The 21537-nt window shown below is 64.0% G+C and carries 21 protein-coding genes; 11 read left to right on the top strand and 10 right to left on the bottom strand.

Annotation, left to right across the window (positions count from 1 at the left end):
- Positions 1 to 26: 26 nt before the first annotated feature.
- On the bottom strand, positions 27 to 752 hold the full coding sequence (gene phbB / locus X728_RS148215) for an acetoacetyl-CoA reductase (protein WP_023832045.1): 726 nt from the start codon (positions 750 to 752) through the stop codon (positions 27 to 29).
- Positions 753 to 881: 129 nt separating this feature from the next.
- Positions 882 to 2066, bottom strand: a complete 1185-nt coding sequence (locus X728_RS148220; RefSeq protein WP_023673832.1) for an acetyl-CoA C-acetyltransferase — start codon at positions 2064 to 2066, stop codon at positions 882 to 884.
- 302 nt (positions 2067 to 2368) lie between these two features.
- Here X728_RS148220 and phaR point away from each other — a divergent pair, with 302 nt between their 5' ends.
- Positions 2369 to 2983: a polyhydroxyalkanoate synthesis repressor PhaR gene (phaR, locus tag X728_RS148225; RefSeq protein WP_023685813.1), complete on the top strand. Its 615-nt coding sequence runs from the start codon at positions 2369 to 2371 to the stop codon at positions 2981 to 2983.
- A 44-nt stretch (positions 2984 to 3027) separates the two neighbouring features.
- On the opposite strand, the gene X728_RS1000000169140 is transcribed toward phaR, so the two are convergent.
- From X728_RS1000000169140 to X728_RS148235, 3 genes are read right to left on the bottom strand one after another with little or no spacing between them, the layout of a single operon-like run.
- Complete coding sequence (locus X728_RS1000000169140; protein ID WP_023698449.1) at positions 3028 to 3204, bottom strand: GNAT family N-acetyltransferase; 177 nt, start codon at positions 3202 to 3204, stop codon at positions 3028 to 3030.
- Positions 3205 to 3217: 13 nt separating this feature from the next.
- Complete coding sequence (locus X728_RS148230; RefSeq protein ID WP_023698450.1) at positions 3218 to 3496, bottom strand: hypothetical protein; 279 nt, start codon at positions 3494 to 3496, stop codon at positions 3218 to 3220.
- Between the two features lie 38 nt (positions 3497 to 3534).
- Positions 3535 to 3954, bottom strand: coding sequence for a rhodanese-like domain-containing protein (locus tag X728_RS148235; RefSeq protein WP_023832044.1), 420 nt, complete (start codon positions 3952 to 3954; stop codon positions 3535 to 3537).
- 68 nt (positions 3955 to 4022) lie between these two features.
- Here X728_RS148235 and ftrA point away from each other — a divergent pair, with 68 nt between their 5' ends.
- A complete protein-coding gene (ftrA, locus tag X728_RS148240; protein ID WP_196815085.1) occupies positions 4023 to 5036 on the top strand; it encodes a transcriptional regulator FtrA in 1014 nt (337 codons plus the stop codon).
- On the opposite strand, the gene X728_RS148245 is transcribed toward ftrA, so the two are convergent.
- Positions 5033 to 6172, bottom strand: coding sequence for a citrate synthase (locus X728_RS148245; RefSeq protein ID WP_023832042.1), 1140 nt, complete (start codon positions 6170 to 6172; stop codon positions 5033 to 5035). The two genes, ftrA and X728_RS148245, sit on opposite strands and share 4 nt — an antisense overlap.
- 92 nt (positions 6173 to 6264) lie before the next feature.
- On the opposite strand from X728_RS148245, the gene X728_RS148250 reads away from it, so the two are divergent.
- From X728_RS148250 to X728_RS148285, 9 genes are all read left to right on the top strand, one after another.
- Positions 6265 to 7353 carry a citrate synthase/methylcitrate synthase gene (locus X728_RS148250; RefSeq protein ID WP_023832041.1) on the top strand — a complete coding sequence of 363 codons (1089 nt, stop codon included), beginning with the start codon at positions 6265 to 6267 and terminating at the stop codon, positions 7351 to 7353.
- Positions 7354 to 7725: 372 nt separating this feature from the next.
- Complete coding sequence (locus X728_RS148255; protein ID WP_023832039.1) at positions 7726 to 8856, top strand: patatin-like phospholipase family protein; 1131 nt, start codon at positions 7726 to 7728, stop codon at positions 8854 to 8856.
- A 515-nt stretch (positions 8857 to 9371) separates the two neighbouring features.
- Positions 9372 to 10550, top strand: coding sequence for an efflux RND transporter periplasmic adaptor subunit (locus X728_RS148260; protein ID WP_023832038.1), 1179 nt, complete (start codon positions 9372 to 9374; stop codon positions 10548 to 10550).
- Positions 10551 to 10631: 81 nt separating this feature from the next.
- The gene (locus tag X728_RS148265) at positions 10632 to 13802 is read left to right on the top strand and encodes an efflux RND transporter permease subunit (RefSeq protein ID WP_023832037.1); all 3171 of its coding nucleotides are present in this window, start codon (positions 10632 to 10634) and stop codon (positions 13800 to 13802) included.
- Positions 13803 to 13898: 96 nt separating this feature from the next.
- The gene (locus X728_RS1000000169135; protein ID WP_023685825.1) at positions 13899 to 14057 is read left to right on the top strand and encodes a DUF3309 family protein; all 159 of its coding nucleotides are present in this window, start codon (positions 13899 to 13901) and stop codon (positions 14055 to 14057) included.
- Positions 14058 to 14442: 385 nt separating this feature from the next.
- The gene (locus X728_RS148270; protein ID WP_031195648.1) at positions 14443 to 14865 is read left to right on the top strand and encodes a DOPA 4,5-dioxygenase family protein; all 423 of its coding nucleotides are present in this window, start codon (positions 14443 to 14445) and stop codon (positions 14863 to 14865) included.
- A 530-nt stretch (positions 14866 to 15395) separates the two neighbouring features.
- Positions 15396 to 16004: a hypothetical protein gene (locus tag X728_RS148275; protein WP_023832035.1), complete on the top strand. Its 609-nt coding sequence runs from the start codon at positions 15396 to 15398 to the stop codon at positions 16002 to 16004.
- The gene (locus X728_RS148280; RefSeq protein WP_023693628.1) at positions 16001 to 16393 is read left to right on the top strand and encodes a phage holin family protein; all 393 of its coding nucleotides are present in this window, start codon (positions 16001 to 16003) and stop codon (positions 16391 to 16393) included. The genes X728_RS148275 and X728_RS148280 overlap by 4 nt, the downstream gene beginning before the upstream one ends.
- A gap of 56 nt (positions 16394 to 16449) precedes the next feature.
- Positions 16450 to 17232 carry a hypothetical protein gene (locus tag X728_RS148285; RefSeq protein ID WP_245263504.1) on the top strand — a complete coding sequence of 261 codons (783 nt, stop codon included), beginning with the start codon at positions 16450 to 16452 and terminating at the stop codon, positions 17230 to 17232.
- A 276-nt stretch (positions 17233 to 17508) separates the two neighbouring features.
- Here X728_RS148285 and X728_RS148290 read toward each other — a convergent pair whose 3' ends face one another.
- The 4 genes from X728_RS148290 to X728_RS148305 are packed head-to-tail and all read right to left on the bottom strand — an operon-like array spanning position 17509 to position 21382.
- Positions 17509 to 17754 carry a MoaD/ThiS family protein gene (locus X728_RS148290; RefSeq protein WP_023684042.1) on the bottom strand — a complete coding sequence of 82 codons (246 nt, stop codon included), beginning with the start codon at positions 17752 to 17754 and terminating at the stop codon, positions 17509 to 17511.
- A 24-nt stretch (positions 17755 to 17778) separates the two neighbouring features.
- Entirely contained in the window at positions 17779 to 20043 is a 2265-nt protein-coding gene (locus X728_RS148295; protein ID WP_023706258.1) for a xanthine dehydrogenase family protein molybdopterin-binding subunit, read from the bottom strand.
- Positions 20040 to 20522: a (2Fe-2S)-binding protein gene (locus X728_RS148300; RefSeq protein WP_023684040.1), complete on the bottom strand. Its 483-nt coding sequence runs from the start codon at positions 20520 to 20522 to the stop codon at positions 20040 to 20042. The genes X728_RS148295 and X728_RS148300 overlap by 4 nt, the downstream gene beginning before the upstream one ends.
- Positions 20522 to 21382: a xanthine dehydrogenase family protein subunit M gene (locus tag X728_RS148305; RefSeq protein WP_023832034.1), complete on the bottom strand. Its 861-nt coding sequence runs from the start codon at positions 21380 to 21382 to the stop codon at positions 20522 to 20524. The genes X728_RS148300 and X728_RS148305 overlap by 1 nt, the downstream gene beginning before the upstream one ends.
- Positions 21383 to 21537: the final 155 nt, after the last annotated feature.

Here is a 21537-nt window from a genome sequence, read left to right as displayed (position 1 = left end):
CGTCCTACCGGGCGAAATGCTGTCGTTCAGGCGAAATACTGGCCGCCATTGGCTGTAATGGTCGAACCGGTGATGAAGCCGGCGTCTTCGGAAGCGAGGAAGACGACGCAACGCGCGATCTCTTCCGGTTCGCCGAGGCGGCCGACCGGAATCTGCGGGATGATGCGTTCATGCAGCACCTTCTCGTCGATCGCCTTGACCATCTCGGTGGCGATGTAGCCGGGGCAGATGACATTGACGGTGATGCCCGCGCGCGCGCCCTCCTGCGCCAGCGCCTTCGAGAAGCCGATGTCGCCGGCCTTTGCGGCGGAATAGTTGACCTGGCCGGCCTGGCCTTTCTGGCCGTTGATGGAGGAGATGGTGATGACGCGGCCGAATTTGCGGTCGCGCATGCCGCCCCACAGCGGATGCGTCATGTTGAAGACGCCAGACAGATTGGTGTCGATGACTTCCTTCCACTGCTCGCGCGTCAGCTTGTGGAACATGGCGTCACGGGTAATGCCGGCATTGTTGACCAGCACTGAGACCGGGCCGAGATCGGCCTCGACCTGTTTGATTCCGGCGGCACAGGCGTCATAGTCGGCGACCGACCATTTGTAGGCCTTGATGCCGGTTTGTGCGCTGAACTTCCCCGCTGCCTCGTCATTGCCGGCATAGTTGGCTGCAACGGTGTAACCGGCATTCTTCAGGCCGATCGATATGGCGGCGCCGATGCCGCGCGATCCACCGGTGACGAGCGCTACTTTGGTCATTGAAAGTTCTTCCTCCCTTTGGTCGGAAGAAGGGAATAGGGAGTAGGGAGTAGCGAGTAGGGATCGATATCCCGCCGCGCTGCTCCTTCTTCCCCATTCACTACTCCCTATTCACTACTCACTTCTCTTTCACAGCGCTTCCACGCACAGAGCGACGCCCATGCCGCCGCCGATGCACAGCGTGGCAAGGCCCTTCTTGGCGCCGCGGCGGCGCATCTCGAAAACCAGCGTGTTGAAGACGCGGGCGCCCGACGCGCCGATCGGATGGCCGATGGCGATGGCGCCGCCATTGACGTTGACGATCGACGTATCCCAGCCCATGCCCTTGTTGACGGCGCAGGCCTGCGCGGCGAAGGCTTCATTGGCCTCGACAAGGTCGAGGTCCTTGACCGACCAGCCGGCCTTCTCGAGCGCCCGCTTCGAGGCGGGAATAGGTCCGGTTCCCATGATCGCCGGATCGACGCCGGCCGTCGCCCAGGATGCGATGCGCACCAGCGGGGTGATGCCGCGCCTTGTGGCTTCAGCCTCGCTCATCAGCAGCGCGCCGGCGGCGCCGTCATTGATGCCCGACGCGTTCGCGGCGGTCACGGTGCCGTCCTTGTCGAAAGCCGGCTTCAGCTTGGACATGGCGTCGATGGTGGCGCCGTGGCGGATGTACTCGTCCTGGTCGACGACAGTGTCGCCTTTCCTGCCCTTGATCGTGAAGGCGACGATCTCGTCCTTGAACTTGCCGGCCTTCTGCGCGGCCTCGGCCTTGTTTTGCGAGGCGAGCGCAAACTGGTCCTGGTCGTCGCGGGTGATCTGGAACTGGCGGGCGACGTTCTCGGCGGTGTTGCCCATGTGGTAGCCGTTGAAGGCGTCCCACAACCCGTCCTTGATCATGGTGTCGATCATCTTGTAGTCGCCCATCTTGACGCCGGCGCGCAGGTGCTCGGCATGCGGCGACAGCGACATCGATTCCTGGCCGCCGGCGATGATCACCGTGGCGTCGCCGGCGGCGATCTGCTGCATGCCGAGCGCTATGGCGCGCAGGCCCGAGCCGCAAACCTGGTTGAGGCCCCAGGCGGTCGTCTCCTTGGGCAGGCCGGCATTGATCGACGCCTGGCGGGCGGGGTTCTGGCCCTGCGCGGCGGTCAGCACCTGGCCGAGAATGACCTCGTCGACTTCGCCCGGCTCGACGCCGGCGCGCGCCAAAAGCTCCCTGATGACGACGGCCCCAAGTTCATGCGCCGGGGTGGCGGCGAAGGCGCCGTTGAAAGAGCCGACAGCCGTGCGTGCGGCGCTGGCAACGACGATTGAATTGGAAGCGGACATTTTTCTCTCCAGACTTCGAGGTGTCGTGTTCTTGGGGGCTTGTTGGGACTTTTCTTGCCCGTTCCACACCCCAAGTCAAACCGGAAATGGGCATGCCGGCCAAGCGCTGCAGGCAGGGCGCGAGCGGCCGGCGCGATCGCCCGACCTTTGCTGCGCAGCATAATTAGCCCGCCATGCAGCAATAAATGATGCCGCACTGCACAAAGCGCTTGGAATTATAGAGCTTTTGCGCATATCCTTAAAAATGGCGCAATCGTTACCGGCGGCTTACTCAGGCGCGCCGGTGTCCCGGGAGGATGCTGATGGCCGCGAAAGACGACCCTATCATTATCAAGAAATATGCCAATCGCCGGCTCTACAACACCGGCACCAGCACCTATGTGACGCTCGAGGATCTGGCCGAGATGGTCAAGAAGGGCGAGGAGTTCACCGTCCAGGACGCCAAGACCGGTGACGACATTACCCATCCGGTGCTGACGCAGATCATCTTCGAACTGGAGAACAAGGATGGGCAGAACATGCTGCCGATCCCGTTCCTGCGCCAACTGATCGCTTTCTATGGCGACCAGATGCAGCAGATCGTGCCGAGCTTCCTCGAACAGTCGATGATGGCCTTCTCCAAGGAACAGGAGCGGTTCCGCGAGCAGATGAAGGGCGCGATCGGCAAGTCGCCGCTGGATGTGATGAAGATCGCCACTCCGATCAAGGCGCTGGAAGAGCAGACACGCCGCAACATGGAAATGTTCCAGAACGCGATGCGCCTGTTCACGCCGTTCCCGACCGCCGCCACAAATGCTGCGGCCGCGGCTGCACCCGAGCCGGCCCGCAAGGACGTCCCGGAAAAGAGCGGCGACGACCTTCAGGAACTGAAGCAACAGATCGCCGCCATGCAGCGCAAGCTCGACACCATGTCGTAAGCGACCGCCGCATGATCGACCGCCTCAGTTGGTCGAGGCGGCTGTCACGGGTCGATTTTCAGCTGCCACGGTTCCCAGATATCGTCGGGCTGGCCGTCGAGCGAGCGGTAGAAGGCTTTGGCCGGCGAGTTGGATTTCAGCACCGTCCATTTGATGGCGGAGGCGCCAATGCTCAAAGCGTGTTGGCGAAGCTGTTCAACAAGCGCATGGCCGACCCCCATGCCGCGCGTCGCTTCAGTGACGTAGAGTTCCTTCAGCCAGACAACCGGCTTCAGGTCGTAGGTCCAGGGGGATGAGGTAGTGGACGGCGATGCCGACGATCACGCCCTCTCGCTCCGCCACCAACACGCCGAACCGGGGCGATGGCCCCAGCCCGTGCTCGATGAGGTTCGCTTCGGTGACGCGAAGCTTGTCGTCATAACCCTCGAAGACAGCTAGCGCCCGCATGAGGGCGAGCACCGCACCGACATCCTGGCGCTCGAATGGACGAATTCTAACCATCGCCTTCTGCATGCTTGCTCAGTCTTCAAGGCCGACCATATCGCGTGGCCTCACGCGTGCAAGACACCGGGCTCCTTGCCTGAAGCGAAAGGAAGGTCCTCGTCCTGCCAACCGGTTATGCCGCCGATCATGATCTTCACGGGACGACCGAGGCTGGCCAGCTTGAAGGCCGCCTGATCCGCGCCATTGCAATGCGGTCCCGCGCAATAGACGACGAACAGCGTCTTTTCGGGCCATTGCGCCATCCGCTCGGCCGATATTTCGCGGTGCGGCAGATGCAGCGCGCCCGGCACATGGCGGCGTCCATAGGCTTCCGGCGAACCGACCACATGCAGGAGAACAAAGTCCGGCTCCCCGGCAGGCAGTGCGGCGGCGACGTCGGAACAGTCGGTCTCGACGGAAAGCCGGCGCAGAAAATGGTCGCGGGCGATATCCGGCGATGCCGCCGGAATGTCTGTCACGTGGCTCATCCTCGTATCTCCATTGCTGATGCGACGGAGAGATATGACAGGAAGCAGGGCGATTGCAGCTGGCAGCTTTGCCATATATCGTCAAGATCATGCCATCCTCTGCCAATCCGCGCCCTGCCAACCCTCTTGTCGTTGCCGTTGCCTATGACGGGCTGTGCACGTTCGAGTTTGGCGTGGCGGTTGAGATCTTCGCCTTGCCCCGGCCGGAAATGGGTGAGGATTGGTACCGTTTTGCGGTTGCCGGTATTGATACCGGTGAAATGCGCGCGCTGGGCGGCGTGCGTATTGTTGCCGACGGCGGGATCGATCTGATCGGCCAGGCCGGCACGGTGATCGTACCGGGATGGCGCGGAACGGAGGCTCCGGTGCCGCCGGCGCTGATCGAGGCGCTGCGGAAGGCGAGCGAGCGCGGCGCTCGCATTCTTTCGATCTGTTCGGGCGTGTTCGTGCTTGCGGCGGCCGGCCTGCTTGCGGGCAAAAGAGCGACGACGCACTGGCGCTATAGCGAGAAGCTGACGGAACTCTACCCTGACATCACCGTGGTTCCGGATGTCCTGTACATCGATGAGGGAAATGTCCTGACTTCCGCCGGCAGTGCCGCGGGCATCGATCTTTGCCTGCATCTGGTTCGGCGCGACTTCGGCACCAAGGCGGCAAACATGGTGGCGCGTCGCCTGGTGGTGCCGCCGCATCGCGACGGCGGCCAGGCGCAGTATGTCGAGAGCTCCGTTCCCGAGCCGCATGAGCGCAGCCGGCTTGGCCCTTTGATCGACAGGATGCGCGCCAATATTTCCGCCGACTATCCCGTCGCCATCTTGGCCGAGCTTGCCGGGATGAGCGAGCGGACGTTTCTGCGCCGCTTTGCGGCCGCAACCGGCGTCACGCCGGCGCGCTGGCTGCTGTCGGAACGGCTTTCGCGGGCGCGCACGCTGCTGGAAGACACCGCCATGCCGATCGAACGGATTGCCGAGACTGCCGGCTTTGGCGCGGCAGGCACGCTGCGGCATCATTTTCGTCAGCAGTTCGCCACGACGCCCGTCGCGTACCGTGCGCGGTTCGGGAACACGGCCAGGTCGGCTTAAGTCACGCGTCCCTCATAGCGGCCACGCGGCCTGATGATGCTGCCGCTAATGATCTGTTCGACCATATGCGCGGCCCAGCCGACACTGCGTCCGAGCGCAAACAGCTGGAACGGTGCATCGCGCGGCAAGCCAAGACCGCGCGTCAGCGCGGCCAAGGCAAAGTCGATGTTGGGGTGCGCGCCGGTCGCCGCCATGGCGGCTTTTTGCAGCTGTTGCAGTGTCTCGTCGACAGGGATGACTGCCAGAAGTGCGGTGGCACGGGGATCGCCGTCGGGATAGAGCGGATGGCCGAACGCCGGCAAGGGCCGGTCATGGCCGAGCCAGCGCCGGATCGCCGCATCCGAGCCGTGGGCTGCTGCATCTTCAGCCAGTTGCATCACCGCTTCGCCGGCACCACCGTGGCGCGGGCCGGACAGCGTTGCCAGGCCGGCCAGCAGGCATGCGGCAGGCGAGGCGCCTGTGGACGCTGCGACGCGGGCGGCGAAGGTCGATGCGTTGAGTTCATGATCGGCGAGCAGGACGAGGGCGCAGCGGATCGCTTCCGCGCCGGCATCATCCACCGACCAGCCCTGCGCCAGGCGCTTATGGACGGGCGCTGTGCCGGCTTCAGCGCCCAGCGACTGCGCCAGCGCTCCGACTGTGCGCGCGGCCTCGGTGCACAGCGAGGCGGCGCTGCGTCCTAGCGAAGGTCGCCCGTGGCCGGCAAGCATGGCAAGCTGCGCAAAGGCCGAGGCGCGGCCGACTGGATGAGGCGCTTCAGATGACGGAGCTTTGAACGTCACCGGTTCGGCCGAGGCCCACAGCAGAGCGGCGGTTTCCTCCAGCGTCGCCGATTTGGATAGCGCAACAGCGTCTTGTCCTCGATAGATGAGGCGACCGTGCAGAACGGTCGAAATTGCAGTTGCGATCGACGGCTCTCCCCAGGCGATCGCGCTCTCGGCGATGGCCGAGGGACTGCGGCCCCGCGCCCGGCGGGTCGCCAATGCCGCGATGTCGTCGGCGCGGTACTGGCTGCGGCGCGGGTCGCTCTCATCCGGCCGCATGCCGATGCGGCCACGGCTGACATAGGCGTAGAGCGTCTGCGGCCGGACCTTGAGCCTTTCCAGCGCCTCTTCCCGCGACAGCCATTCGGACATTTTAGCTCACATATTGATTATATTGATCAAGATTGATCAAGGCGCAGCCCAACCCTTATCTCCCATGCAGAAAAGCTGCAAGGAGATGAGATATGGCGAACGGGCTCGATGATGTGGTGGCGGCGGAGACCGTGCTCTCCGATGTCGATGGCCTTGGCGGCCGCCTGACGATCCGCGGTCATTCGCTGCCGGAATTGGCGGGACGCTGGCGCTATGCGCAAGTGGTTCGCCTGTTGCTCGACGGCTTCTTCGACGGCCTTCCCGGCGATGCCGAACTGGCAGCGAGGCTGGGCAAGGCTCGCGTCGAGGTGTTCGAGCGGCTTGCGCCCTCGCTGCCGCTGCTCGCACCGCTTGAGATCTATAGCGCCATGCGCGCCGGCATGGCGCTGCTGCCGGATGGCGAGACACCGACGGACGCCTTGCGGCTGATCGCGGCGCCCGCTGTGCTGACGCCGGCTCTGCTGCGGCTGGCGCGCGGCGAGCAGCCGACCGCACCTGACGCTAAGGCCGATCATGCCGCCGACATGCTGAGGATGCTCGAGGGATCCGTCCCGTCGCCGGCGCTGGCAAGGGCACTCGACACCTATCTGGTGACCGTCTGCGATCACGGCCTCAACGCCTCGACCTTTGCCACCCGCGTCGTCGCATCGACGCTGGCAGGGCTGACATCGTCGGTGCTGGCCGGGCTCGGCGCGCTCAAGGGGCCGCTGCACGGCGGCGCGCCCGGCCCGGTGATCGAGATGCTCGATGCAATCCAGGCGCATGGCGACGCGGCCGGCTGGCTGCGCGAGAAGGTCGCGCATGGCGAGCGCATCATGGGTTTCGGCCATCGTATTTACCGCGTGCGCGATCCGCGCGCCGATGTACTGAAAGCCGTCGTGCGGCAGCTCGGCAGCGAGGGCGAAGCCGGCCGCCGCCTGGCCTTCGCCGAACAGGTCGAGCACACGGCGCTCGAAGTGCTGCGGATCGCCAAGCCGCAGCGCTCGCTGCAGACCAATGTCGAGTTTTACACAGCGCTTGTGCTTGAGGCGGCTGGCTTTCCGCCACAGGCGTTCAGCAATGTCTTTGCCGCCGGACGTGTCGCCGGCTGGATCGCGCATGCGCGCGAACAGCAGACGACGGGGCGGCTGATCCGTCCACAGTCGCGCTATGTCGGGCCGGTGCCGAAGCTTGTTGCTTGAGGTTTTTGCAAGAGGACCCCCACCCTAGCTTGCCGGGGCGAGCCACGGGTCTCGCCCGTCCTTCGGACCCCACAAGGGGGAGGTAAGCTGCCCCGCGCCGTCGAAACGTCGAGGGTTTGCTGAGATCAGCGTCTACCAAGTCTCCCTCCCCCTTGTGGGGAGGGATCAAGGGTGGGGGTATTCGTAGGGCGAAGACCTCGGCGTGGAGGGCCATTCCCCATGACCAAAATTTCATGTGATCACGCGACCGTGTTCGTGTTCTTGCCTTGGTCATCCTTTATATGCTGCACTGCAATATAAGTCCGCTGCAGTCGAACCCGCCCGATTTCCGGGCGGAATGAGGCAGCAGCGACCAAACCGAACAGGAACGCCATGACCAAAAACGGCAAGGCGGAGGAAACGAAAAAGATCAACATTGCGCTGCAGGGCGGCGGCTCGCACGGGGCTTTCTCCTGGGGCGTACTCGACCGGCTGCTGGAGGATGGCAGGCTCGATATTTCAGCCGTGTCCGGCACCAGCGCCGGCGCCATGAATGCGGTGGCGCTGGCCGATGGGTTTGTGCGCGCCGGCGTCGAGGGTGCACGGCAAAAGCTCGACGATTTCTGGCGCGCGGTGGCGGCCAAGGGCCGCTTCAGCCCGGTGCAGCGCATGCCGTGGGACGTCGCCTGGGGCAACTGGTCGATCGAGAACACGCCCGGCTATTTCTTCTTCGACACCATGTCGCGAGTGTTTTCGCCCTATGTCGCCAATCCGCTGGGCTTGAACCCGCTGCGCGACGTGGTCGAGCAGGAGATCGATTTCAAAAATGTCCACGCCTGCAAGTCGATGGAGCTGTTCATTTCGGCGACCAATGTCGAGACCGGCCAGCTGCGCGTCTTTTCCGACGGCGAGATCGACCTCGACACGGTGATGGCCTCGGCCTGCCTGCCGCAATTGTTCCGCGCCGTCGAGATCAAGGGCGTGCCCTATTGGGATGGCGGCTATGGCGGCAATCCGGCGCTGTTTCCGTTCTTCAAGACGGCGGCGACGGAGGATGTGCTGCTGGTGCAGATCAATCCGGTGGTGCGCGAGGGCACGCCGAAAAGCGCCAACGAAATCCAGAACCGCATCGACGAGATCACCTTCAATGCCGGGCTGCTGAACGAATTCCGCTCGATCGCCTTCGTCAAGGAGCTGATCGCCGCCGGCCGGCTGCCGCCTGGCGAATACCGCGACATCCGCATGCACCGCATCGATGCCGACGAAGCGTTCAAGGATCTGTCGGCGTCATCCAAGGTCAACGCCGAATGGGCTTTTTTGACCTATTTGCGCGACCTTGGCCGCATAGCGGCGAGCGACTGGCTGGAGGAGAATTACGACGCCGTCGGCAAGCGGCCGACGCTCGATCTTTCCGGCGAACTAGATGACGGCTTCAAACCGGTGCGCGGGCCGGCACCGGGACGGCGGGTGAAGGAATTTCTCGCCGCCCGCAAGAAGCCGGACGCGGAACGCCGGCGGGCCTGAGTCCGCCCGGATCGATCAAGACGATCAGCGAAGTGTTCGGAAATCGGAGTAGCGCCGATGACTTTCCGTCCCGGAACAACCGTTGCGTGTGACGGTATACAAAATCATACTGACGCCTGCTGCCATTCTGAGTGGCTACGCAGGTCGCGCCCACATTTGAGCGTCAAAAACTAGTGCGGGCACAGGGGGTATCAGTGCTCAAAACGCCTTGAAAACAAAGCGCCTCCAACATCCGTATGGTTCCGAGACTGTCGTTCCGCCGCCTGACGGGGCGCCGATAAAACCGTTTTCGTTGGCCACACTACATCGCCTGGCACAATGTTCCTGCAACTTTTCGACTGTATTGCGATGCTACTTTGATGTAGAAGCCCGGCTTCGCCGTTCACGGCAAATTGAACACGGCCTGGCGCGCACCCATATCGGCGACGCGCCCGAGTTGGAAGACACGGTAGCTGTTAGACGACGGACTCCTGTTGGATAACGACTTGGCCGAACCCCGCAGTGGAAAAACAATGATGCCGAAGATCAGGTTTCACAAGCTTGCCGCTATTGTCGTGCTCATCGGCTTCGCCGCCTGGATGGGAACAGGCGCGTTCTCGTCCGTCGGCAGCGCCGCTGTCGAAGGTGCTGGCAAGGCAGGCGATCAGGCCAAGCCGGGCGATCAGGCCAAGGCACCGGATGCAACCAAGACCGCCGAGGCCGAACCGAAGGCGCCGCTGCGCACCGTCGCTGTGGTGACGCCGCCGCGCAAGACCTATGCCCGCGCCATCCGCATTTCCGGGCTGACCGAGGCCGACAAGCGCGCCGTGCTGGCGACGCGCGTCGCCGGCGTCATCGAAAAGCTGCCGGTCAAGCAGGGCGATCACGTCAAGACCGGCGACCTGGTGCTGATGCTGGCGGCCGAAGAAAAGATCTCGATGGTCGACAGTGCCAGGCAGCTCGTCGCGCAGCGCCAGGCTGAACTCGACGCATCGCTGCGGCTCATGAAGACCGGCAATCTGCCCAAGCTGCAGCTCGACACGGCGCGTTCGAACCTGACCGCTGCGCAGTCGCAGCTGGAAACGGCGCAGGCCGAACTCGAGCGCAATCTGGTCAAGGCGCCCTTCGACGGCGTCATCGACCGGGTGCCGGTGGAGCTCGGCAGTTCCATCATGCAGGGCGGCGAGGTGGCAACCATCCTCAAGCTCGATCCGGTGATTGCGCGCGGCGAAGTCAGCGAACGCGACCTCGGCTATCTCAAGCTCGGCGACAAGGCTGCTGTGCGGCTGGTCAGCGGCCAGACCGTCGAAGGCACGGTGCGCTACATCAGCCGCGACGCCTCGTCGGCGACCCGCACCTTCCGCGTCGAGATTGCCGTGCCCAATGCCGATGGCTCCGTGCCGGCGGGCATGACGGCCGAGATTTCGCTCAGCGCGCAGCCGACCGATGCCGTCATGTTGCCGCGCTCCGTGGTGACGCTGGGCGACAAGGGCGACCTTGGCATCCGTGCCGTCGACAAGGACAACAAGGTGGTGTTCTTCCCGATCGACATCGTTGACGACTCGCCGAAGGGCCTGGTGCTTGGCGGCATTCCAGCCGATGCCCGCGTCATCGTCGCCGGCCAGGAACTCGTCAAGGAAGGCGACGTCGTCAAGCCGGTCGAGGCCGACCAGGCGACCATCCAGAAGCTGTTGGGCGAAGCGACAACGCAGTAGCGCCGGAGCGGCCCCGGCCGGGGACAGCCGGGGCGGGGACAACCGGCGGCAATGCGGCTCCTGAAATCTTGAGAACAGGCCATGGATATCGTCAAACTCGCGATCAACAATGCCCGGCTGACCATTGCGGTGCTGGTGTTCCTGCTGCTGGCGGGCTGGGTCGCCTATCAGTCGACGCCGAAGGAAGCGGAACCCGACGTTCCGATTCCGATGATGTATGTCAGCCTGATCTATCAGGGCATTTCGCCTGAGGATTCCGAGCGCCTTCTGCTGCGGCCGATGGAAAGCAAGCTGAAGAGCCTCAAGGGCCTCAAGGAAATGCGCTCGGCCGCCTTCCAGGGCGGCGGCTATGTGCTGGTCGAGTTCCAGCCGCAGACCAATCTGGCGACAGCACTTCAGGACACGCGCTCCAAGGTGCAGGACGGCAAGGCCGACCTGCCGCAGGCGGCCGAAGAACCCGTCGTCACCGAGGTCAACATCTCCGAATTCCCCGTGCTGGTGGTGACGTTGTCGGGCGAATTGCCCGAGCGCGTGCTGACGGCTGCCGCGCGCGAATTGCGCGACCGCATCGAGGAAGTGCCCGGCGTTCTCGAAGGCTCGCTGCAGGGCGCGCGCGACGATCTTGTCGAGGTCGTCATCGACCCGATGAAGCTGTCCTCCTACGGGCTGCAGCTCGACCAGCTGATCGGCGCCGTCGGCGCTTCCAACAGCCTGGTCGCCGCCGGCAACATCGAGGGTTCGGAAGGCAAATACGCGGTCAAGGTGCCGTCGCTGATCGAGACACCCGAGGATGTGGCTTCGCTTCCGGTGGTCGCCGGGCCTAATGCCGTGGTGCAGGCGAAGGACATCGCCACGGTGCGTTCGACCTTCGCCGACGCCGAGACCATCACCCGCCTCAACGGTAAGCCGGCCATCGCCATCGAAGTCAAGAAGCGCATCGGCGCCAATCTGATCGACACGCTGGCCAAGGTGCGGGAAGTGTCCGACGCCTATGTCAAGACCATGCCGGAAGGCATGAACATCACCTACACGCAGGACAAGTCTGTCTTCGTCAACCAGTTGCTGGGCGACCTGCAGAACCACGTGATGATAGCCGTCATCCTGGTGTTCATCGTCATCCTCTATGCGCTGTCCGGCCGCGCCTCGCTGCTGATCGGGCTTGCCATTCCGTCATCCTTCCTGATCGGCATCCTGCTCTTGGCGATGATGGGCTACACCATCAACATGATCGTGCTGTTCAGCCTTATCCTGGCGGTCGGCATGCTGGTCGACGACGCCATCATCGTCACCGAATTCGCCGAACGGCGCATGGGCGAAGGCATGCCGAAGGCGGAAGCCTTCACGCTTGCCGCCAAGCGCATGGCCGGTCCGGTCATCGCCGCGACCATGACGCGCATCGCAGCGTTCTCGCCGCTGCTGTTCTGGCCCGGCATTATCGGCGACTTCATGAAATACATGCCGATCACGCTGATCGTCACGCTGTCGGCCTCGATGCTTTATGCGCTGGTGTTCGCGCCGACGCTGGGCGCGCTCTTCGCCAAGGCGCCGAAGCATCACGAGGAACAAAATCGCGACGGCTGGTACATGGCGCTGGTCAAGCAGGCGGTGCGCTTCCCGATCACCGTGCTGGTGCTCACCGCCGTCTTGCTGACCGGCGTCGGCTTCGCCTATTCGAAATATGGCGCCGGCGTCGAGTTCTTCCCCAGCGTCGAGCCCGATTACGGCCTGCTCTATGTGCATGCCCGCGGCAATCTCTCGCTGGCCGAAATGGATACGGCAACCAAGATCGCCGAAAACCGGCTGCTCGGCTGGCCCGGCGTGAAATCGGTCTACACCCGCGTCGGCAAGACGCAAGGCGGCGGCCAGGATGTGCCGGAGGACGTCGTCGGCGTCATCCAGTATGAGTTCATCGACTGGCGCGAGCGCAAATCGGCGAACCACATCCTGGATGAGTTGCGCACTGTCATGGCCGGCATTCCCGGCGTCGATGTCGAGGTGCGCGTGCCGGAGGCCGGTCCTCCGACAGGCAAGGCGGTGCAGCTCCGGCTTTCGGCCATCGATCCCAAAGGGCTCGACGACCAGGCCCGTGCGGTTGCGGCGCGCATCGCCAAGGTGCCCGGCGTCATCGACGTTTCCGACGGTCTGCCGCCGCCCGGCGTGGACTGGGCGCTCGAGGTCGACCGCGCCAAGGCGGCGCAGTATGGCATCAGCCCGACGGCCGTCGGCACGGTGGTGCAATTGGTGACCAATGGGTTGAAGCTGTCGGAATACCGGCCGGCCGGCGCCGACGATGCCGTCGACATCAGGCTGCGCCTGCCCGAAGATCGGCGCACGCTGTCGACGCTCGACGAGCTCAGGGTGCAGACCGCGCAAGGCTCGGTGCCGATCTCGAACTTCGTCGTGCGCAAGCCGGAGCCGACCGTCGGCATCCTCAACCGCATCGACGGCGCCCGCACCGTGGTCGTTCAGGCCAACGTCGCCGCCGGTAGCCAGGTTGCGGCGGTGCAGGCCGAGGTGACCAAGGCGGTCACCGACATGAAGCTCGACAGCGGCATACGCTGGAAGCTCGCGGGCTCCAACGAGGACAGCGCCGAAGCCAGCGCCTTCCTCGGCAAGGCCTTCGGTGCGGCGATCTTCCTGATCTTCCTGGTGCTCTTGATGCAGTTCAACAAGTTCACCAGCGTGCTTCTGGTGCTGTCCTGCGTGGTCATGGCGACGATCGGCGTGTTCCTCGGGCTGCTGCTGACAGGCGAAGCCTTCGGCATCGTCATGTCGGGCATCGGCGTCATCGCGCTGGCCGGCGTGGTGGTGAACAACAACATCGTCTTGATCGACACCTATGACCGGCTGCGCGAAGAAGGCTGGGACAAGATGGAAGCGGTGCTGCAGACCTGCCGCGAGCGCGCCCGCCCGGTGGTGCTGACGGCGGTCTCGGCCATTCTCGGCGTGCTGCCGATCGCCTTTGGTCTTGGGTTGGAAATCTTCCATCACGAGACGACGATCAACGCGCCGTCGACGCAATGGTGGATTTCGCTGTCCTCGGCAATCGTCTTCGGCCTGTCCTTCGCCACCCTGCTGACGCTGGTGGTGACGCCGTCCATGCTGATGATCTTCACGCGCAGCAAGAACAGCCGCTTCTACGCCTTCTTCCGCAGAATTTTCGGCCGCGACAAGAAGCCCGATGCGCCTGTGGGGCCGAGACCGGGTCCACTCGACGAACCGGCAATCGCCTTCCCGAAAGCCGCGGAATAGGCCAGCTTTCCCCAGGCAGACAAAAGGCCGTCCGGAACAACCGGGCGGCCTTTTGCATTGTCCCCTCGCATCTGAAGAGCAAAGCGAGGGACTCTTATGACCGTCAGCACCATTCTCATCATAGTTCTGATCCTGATCCTGATCGGCGCCGTACCGGCCTGGCCGCATTCGCGCTCCTGGGGCTATGGGCCGTCCGGAATAGCCGGCGCTGTGCTGGTGGTGCTGCTGATCCTGGTGCTGATGGGCAGGGTTTGATCGGGGCAAGAGACCTCTGCGATCAGCGTTTCCTCGCCCGATGAAGTGCTGGCAATAGGCATACGGCGGCGCCCGCCCCCACTCCGGCCGCTGCGCGGCCACCTCTCCCCCATGTCCAAGGGGGAGAGGAAATACCAAGCTTTTCAAGGCCGCAACCTCGGCGATTAGCATTTCCTCTCCCCCCGAATGTGGGGGTAGAGGTGGCTCGGCGAAGCCGAGACGGAGTGGGGGAGCGCCTTATGCGATTACTCTACCCTAAAGGGCCAGGGTTAGGGTGGCGTGTCTCTTCGCAGAGCCGCGATAGCCGTACACCATAGCCCTCTTGGCCGAACCGCTCCCTTGCGTATACGCTTGCCCGCACCACAATCATCGAGGGAGCCACCAGGTGAACGCAGCCCCCGTCAACTCGCCAAGACCGCTCGCCGAGATCGCCAGCTACCACGCCCACATCTACTACGACGGACAAACCGAACGGCAGCACGCCGAATGGCTGCGCCTGCGCATCGGCGAACGTTTCCGCGTGCGCCTGGGCAACTGGCGCGACGAGCCGGTCGGCCCGCACGAGCAGGCCATGTACCAGGTCTCCTTCGCCACCGAGATCTTCGCCACGCTGGTCCCATGGCTGATGCTGAACCACGGCGGCCTGAGCATTCTCATCCACCCCAACACCACCAACCCCAAACGCGACCATCTCGTCGATCCGATCTGGATCGGCCGGCCGCTGGGGGTGCATGGGGAGGTGCTCGGCGAGGAAGATGAGGCGGAAGAGGCGCTGGAGGTGAATACGGAGCCGACGTTGGGGGCGTAGGGAGGCGTTCTGCAAAGTAGAGACTTGGCCTTGGAGACGCGTTCACCAGTAGCCTAGCTCAGGCATGCATGACAGGCCGCTTTGCGCCTCAAGCCGTATCCTATGCCTTCATCATTACTTCGTCGAAGGTGCCGAACCAGCGCGGGGCCGTTGGAGCGATGGACCGTCAATTGATGGCAAGGGAGAGTTCTCCTTGGTCGCCGGTACGCCGAGGCGGGGTCGCCGAATAGGCAAAGATTGCAATAGAGGAGGCAGCCGGCACTCGTTCCCGCAGGGTCGGGCGCACCCGTTCGTACGGAGCAACTGGCGCTCCGCACGAGGGACAGGGCAACTCACTGGTGACTGGGTGCGTGCCTGACGAAGCTCTTCGTTTCGGCTGAGATAAATGCTCTCACTTACGGAACATCGCAGGTTCGTCGAAGTTGGAAAGCTACGGAGGACGTGCACATGAACAGTGTCATCTATCTTATCGGCCTTATCGTTGTCGTGCTCGCGGTCCTCTCCTTCCTCGGTTTTCACTAGGTGGCCTCATGCAGCATGAGAACGATCAGGGCGGACAGCCCACCGATTTCGACAAGGCGAAAAGCGACGTCTCCGAAAGACTTCGCCAGGAAAATGAGCGTGCCAGCGAGTTGCTTCACGACGCGCGGGACGAGGTGACCCGTAAGGCTGGCGACTATGCATCTGAAGCCACGCAGGTCATCTCCGACAAGGCGAAGGAGGCGCAGCGCGACATCGGATCGAGCTTGGCGGCGTTGGGTGGTGCACTGCGAGCGGCCAGCGATCACCTTGCCAGCAACGATGAAAGGAACGCATCGAAGTTCGCTTTGGATGCTGCCAGTGGCCTTGAGCGGCTTTCATCGTCCTTGAAACAGAAGCCCTTTAGCCAAGTCCTTGATGACGTGCAGTCCTTCGGCCGGCAAAATCCCGGTGTCCTGCTTGCGGGATCGGTGTTGGCCGGATTGGCTCTCGGGCGGTTCATCAAGGCTTCTCCGCCGGCAACGCCCGATTCTGAGGCCGCTCCGGGAGGCCTCAGATCACACACCGATCAGCCACAGGGTTGGTCCGCTGATCGTCCACAAGATTTTGGCGTGGTCGGCGATGATGGGGCCACGCAGATCGCGGAGCAGGACAGATGAACAACCAGGACAATCCCAGCCTTGCCGGGCTAGTCACCGATTTGGCCCAGAATGTCACCACTCTGGTGCAAACCGAGGCGAGGCTGTTTCGGGCCGAGCTCTCTGAAAAGCTTACCAAAGCCGGAGCAGGTGCCGCGGAAGTGCTGGGCGGCGCGATTTGCCTGCTCGCCGCGCTCTTGGTGTTGCTGCAGGCGCTCATTATCGCGCTGACGCGGGCAGGGCTTGGCGCGGGGTGGTCTTCCCTGCTGGTCGGTGTGGTCGTGGCGGTCCTCGGCGTCATCCTGCTGCGGACCGGGACGGCCAGCATGGCGCCTTCGGAACTTACCCCCGACCGGACCCAGGGACAGCTCAAGCGCGACGCGAGCGCGATTAAGGAACAGGTGAGATGAACGAGAAATCCGCAGCCGAACTTGAACGCGAGGCCGAGGCTGCTCGCGCTCGGGTGATGGAGACCGCCGAATCCATTCGAGGCAAGATGACGCCGGGACAATTGCTGGATGAGTTCACCGGGCTGTTCTCGGGAGGGGAGAGCGCGGCCATGCTCAGCAATCTCAGAACGCAGGTCCGAGACAATCCTTTGCCGGTCACCATGGTGGGCGCAGGTCTGGCCTGGCTGATGTTCGGCAGCGGTACCTCAAACACCGCCCACCGTTCGGCTGGCTATCCATTGCCTTCAGCGCCGGGACGACATGATGTAGCAGGGGAGCGCGGCGGCTTGGGCGGCACGCTCTCCGACGCCGCGGAATCGCTCTCCTCGAGCGCTGCCAGCGTCGGCGACACCATATCGAGCACCGCAAGAGCCGCTGCGGCGGGTCTGACGGGAAGCGCTGCCAATGCAAGCTCGACGACTGGGGACATGGCGGCGAAAGCCAGCCGCTCCGCGCAAGATCTGTTGGAGGATCAACCCTTGGCCGTAGCGGCCGTCGGTCTCGCCATCGGCGCCGCTATAGGTGCAATGCTGCCCCATACCGCAACGGAGGACGAGCAACTAGGCGCCTATGGCGACAAGCTTCGCGATTCCGCCGAAACTTTGCTCGACAGGGGCCTCGATGAGGCCAAGCAGGTCGCCGCCGACGCCTATGAGACCATCAAGCAGGAAGCTGGCCGGCAAGATATGGAAGCAGACACGATAGCCGATCAGCTCGGCGAGATCGTGAAGTCCACAGCAGACAAGACCGAGCATGCCGTGCGTGAACGAATTTCCGATACGTCTCAGCGCCAAACCTAGCTTAATGATCCTGGATCAACGATAGCCGGCCTCTCCAGAAAGGGGCCGGTGTTGTCCGTCAAACGGTGACCCGCTCGAGTCACTTCAGAGCCGTGTGCGGACTGATGTCCCTTGCCGATAGTAATCCAGCGGATCAGGTTCTCTGGATTGTTGGCCAACCCGCCGCCGATAAGACGCGGTCAGCAAAACTGGCATCTAGGCGAGGACCGACATTGCACTTGAAGTTCGCAGACCGAGGATGCCGGTCCGCTCTGGGACGTAGGGCGACACCCCACTTCACCCCCCAGCCAGCCGCGGCAGCAGAAAAATCTCCGCCCCCGGCGGCAGTTCCTTCGACCACGTATCGCGATAGATCGTCCCGTCGATGGCCACCGCGATGCCCTTCTCGATCCAGGGCTCGATGCCGGGATACTGTTCAGCCAGTTTCCTGAACAGCTCCCTTATGTCCTTGGCCTCGACCTCGACCTTGCTCTGGCCGCCGGCGAGCTGGCCCAGCGCGCCCCAGAGCGTCACTTCGACCATTAGGGCAAGAACCTCATTTTTGCCCTAGCCTCCCCGTTCCGCCTCGATCGCGGCGAGAACCCGTGGCGGCGACATCGGGATGTGGGTCATGCGCACGCCGGCTGCGTTCGAGACGGCATTGGCGATGGCCGCCAGCGGCGGGACGATCGAGGTTTCGCCGACGCCGCGCACGCCATAGGGGTGGTTGGGGTTGGGTATCTCGAGGATCTGCGTGTCGATCATCGGCAGGTCCGAGCAGACCGGGATGCGGTAGTCGAGGAAGCCGGCGTTCTGGAGACGCCCGTCCTTGCCGTAGATATACTCCTCGTTGAGCGCCCAGCCGATGCCTTGCGCGGCGCCGCCCTGGTACTGGCCCTCGACATAGGTCGGGTGCACCGCCTTGCCGGCATCCTGGATCACCGTGTAGCGGATCACCCTGGTCGAGCCGGTATCGGGGTCGACCTCGATGTCGCATATATGGGTGGCGAAGGAGACGCCGGCGCCGTCGGCGACGAGTTCGCTGTGGCCGGCGATCGGCCCGCCGGTCTTGCCGGAAGCGGCGGCGATCTCCTTCAGCGACAGGGCTGCAAGATTGCCGTACTTCTCGCCCTTGGCGATGGCGTGGCCGTTTTCCCAGACCACGTCGTCGACGGGGATGTCCCACGTCTGGGCGGCGCGCTCACGCAGGATCTTGATGGCGTTGCGGGCGGCCGAGATGGTCGCCATCGAGGACGAGAAGGTGCCGCGGCTGCCGTCGGTCATGTCGTTGTAGCCGAGCGAGGATGTGTCGGCGACCACCGCCTTGAGCTGGGCATAGTCGATGCCGAGCTCCTCCGCCGCCACCAGCGACAGCGAGGCGCGCGAACCGCCGACGTCCACCGTGCCGACGGCCAGCGACACCGAGCCGTCCATGCCGATGTTCAGGTCCACGCAGGTCTGACCGCCGAAGTTGAACCAGAAGCCGCAGGCCATGCCGCGGCCCTGGTTCTTGCCCAGCGGGGCCTTCATGTGCGGATGGTGCTTGGCCGCCTCCAGCGTCGGGCCGATGCCGATCGGGCCGTAGACGGGGCCATAGGAAGAGCGGGTGCCTTCCTGCGCGGCGTTCTTGATGCGGAACTCGACCGGGTCCATGCCGAGTTCCTTGGCCAGCTCATCCACAGCGCTTTCCACCGCGAACGCCGCCATCGGTGCGGAGGGTGCGCGATAGGCCGCGGTCTTCGGCCGGTTGACCAGCACTTCGAAGCCGACCGTCTTGACGTTATCGAGCTTGTAGCAGGCGAAGGCCGTCATGGCGCCGATCTCGGCCCATGTGCCGGCATAGGGGCCGCTGGTGTAGCGCAGCGTCGCTTCGGCGGCGGTGATGGTGCCGTCCTTGCGGGCGCCGATCTTGACGTCGATCGAGGTGGCGCTGGTCGGGCCCGAGGCGCGGAACACCTCGTCGCGAGTCATCACCAGCTTCACCGGCCGTCCTGCCTTGCGCGACAGAGCGAGTGCCACCGGCTCGGCCCAGACATGGGTCTTGCCGCCGAAGCCGCCGCCGATCTCCGAGGAGGTGACGCGCAGCTTCGAGGCTTCCAGCCCGAGCAGTTGCGCACAATGCTGGCGGTAGACGAAATGGCCCTGCGTGCAGACCCAGAGGTCGGCGGTGCCGTCGGACGAGACGCTCGCAACGCAGGCGTGCGGCTCGATATAGCCCTGATGCGTCTGTTCGGTCTTGAAGGAGCGCTCGACGATGACATCGGCGTGCCCAAAGCCCTGATGGACATCGCCATGGCCGAACTGGCTGCGCTTGGTGACGTTGGACGGCTTTACCGGCTTTTCCTCGAGACCCTCGGTGAAGATCGTGTCGTTGATCAACGGCGCGGTGTGCTTCATCGCCTCGTCGACATCGGTCACATGCGGCAACAGCTCGTACTCGACCTCGATGAGCTTCAGCGCCTGCCTGGCCGTGCGGGCATCGACGGCGGCGACCGCGGCCACGGCGTGGCCGTCATAGAGCGCCTTGCCGCGCGCCATGCAATTGTCGAGGACGTCGTACATGGCGGCATCGCCATCGGTGAGATCGGGCAGGTCGGCGGCGGTGATCACCGCTTTCACGCCGGCCAGCTTTTCCGCTTTCGAAGTGTCGATCTTGAGGATTCTGGCATGCGCATGCGGGCTGCGCAGGACACGCCCGACCAGCTGTCCCGCCATGTTGAAGTCGGCGCCGTAACGGGCGCGTCCGGTCACCTTGTCGACGCCGTCGGGACGGATAGGCCGCGTGCCGACGGAGGAGAATTTGCGGCCCGAAAAGCGTGGATCGAAGTTCATGCGTGCGCTCCCTTCATCACATTGGCCGCATCCTGGACCGCGCGCACGATCTTGTCGTAGCCGGTGCAGCGGCAGAGGTTGCCGGCGAGGCCGAAGCGGATTTCTTCCTCGGTAGGATCGGGGTTCTTGGCCAAAAGGTCCTTCGCCGCGATGAGGAAGCCCGGCGTGCAGATGCCGCATTGCAGCGCTGCATGCTCGAGGAACTTCTGCTGCAGCGGATGCAACTGATCGCCATGCGCCATGCCCTCGACGGTTTCGATATGCCGGCCTTCGGCTTCAGCGCCGAGCACCAGGCACGAGCAGACCAGCCGGTTGTCGAGGATGATCGAGCAGGCGCCGCAGTCGCCGGTGCCGCAGCCTTCCTTGGCGCCGGTCAGGCCGAGCCGATCGCGCAGGACGTCGAGCAACGTCTCGTCGGGCTGGCAAAGGTATTCGACGTGATCGCCGTTGATTGTCGTTGAAACTGCTACACCGGCCATCATTTGCCTCCTGCGCGTGCGTAGGCGGTCGTCGCGGCCCGTCCGGCCAGCACGCCCGCAACTTTTCGTCTGAACTCGATGGTGCCGCGCTTGTCGTCGATGGGGCGGCAGGCCCCAGCGCAGATCTTGGCGAGCCGCTCAAGTGCCGCCTCATCCAGCTTCCTGCCGATGAGAGCCTCGGCTGCTTCTTCCACCAGAAGCACGGTCGGGGCCGCGGCGCCCAGCGCCACGCGGGCGGCTGTTATGACGCCATGCTCGTCGAGCGACAGCTTCACGCCGGCGCTCACCACCGCGATGTCCATCTCGGTGCGCGGAATGAATCTGAGATAGGCGTCGCCCGAACGCGGCGCGCGCTTGTCGAGCAGGATCGCCTCGACGATCTCACCCTTGGTGAGCGAGGTCTTGCCAGGCCCGATCGGCACAGCCTCGACCGGAATGGTGCGCTTGCCCGACGGACCGGCAACCACGGCCTTTGCGGCGGCGGCCACCAAGGCCGGGACGCTGTCGGCGGCCGGCGATGCGTTGCACAGATTGCCAACGATGGTGCAGCGGCCCTGGACCTGTTTCGAGCCGATCAGCTTCGACGCTTCGACGACACCGGGCCAGGCCTTCTTCAGAACCGAGCTCTCGCCCAGGACGGCGCAGGGGACGGTGGCGCCGATGCTGAAGCCGTCGGCCGTCTCCCTGATCTCGCTCAAGCCCTCGATCGCCTTGATGTCGACGATCAGGTCGGGATCGACAAACCCGCCCTTCATCCGAACGAGGAGGTCACTGCCTCCAGCGAGAATGGTTGATGTGCCGGAAGCGTCGGCCAGCAGGCCAACGGCGTCTTCGATTGAAAGCGGACGTATGTAACGCATCGTCTCCCCTTGGTGATGGTGATCTCGCCGACCGTTATAAACAGTCTCCTCATAATGACCATCCGGTTGCTGATTTCCAGCGATTGGGCCAGCACCGCGAGAGAGATTTTTGTCTAAAGTCTTTGTTTTGATGCATGTCGTTGTCCCAGAACCGC

This window comes from Mesorhizobium sp. L103C119B0 (genome assembly GCF_000502235.1).
In the GTDB taxonomy this organism is placed as follows: domain Bacteria; phylum Pseudomonadota; class Alphaproteobacteria; order Rhizobiales; family Rhizobiaceae; genus Mesorhizobium.
This window is presented reverse-complemented; position numbering and strand designations above follow the sequence as displayed.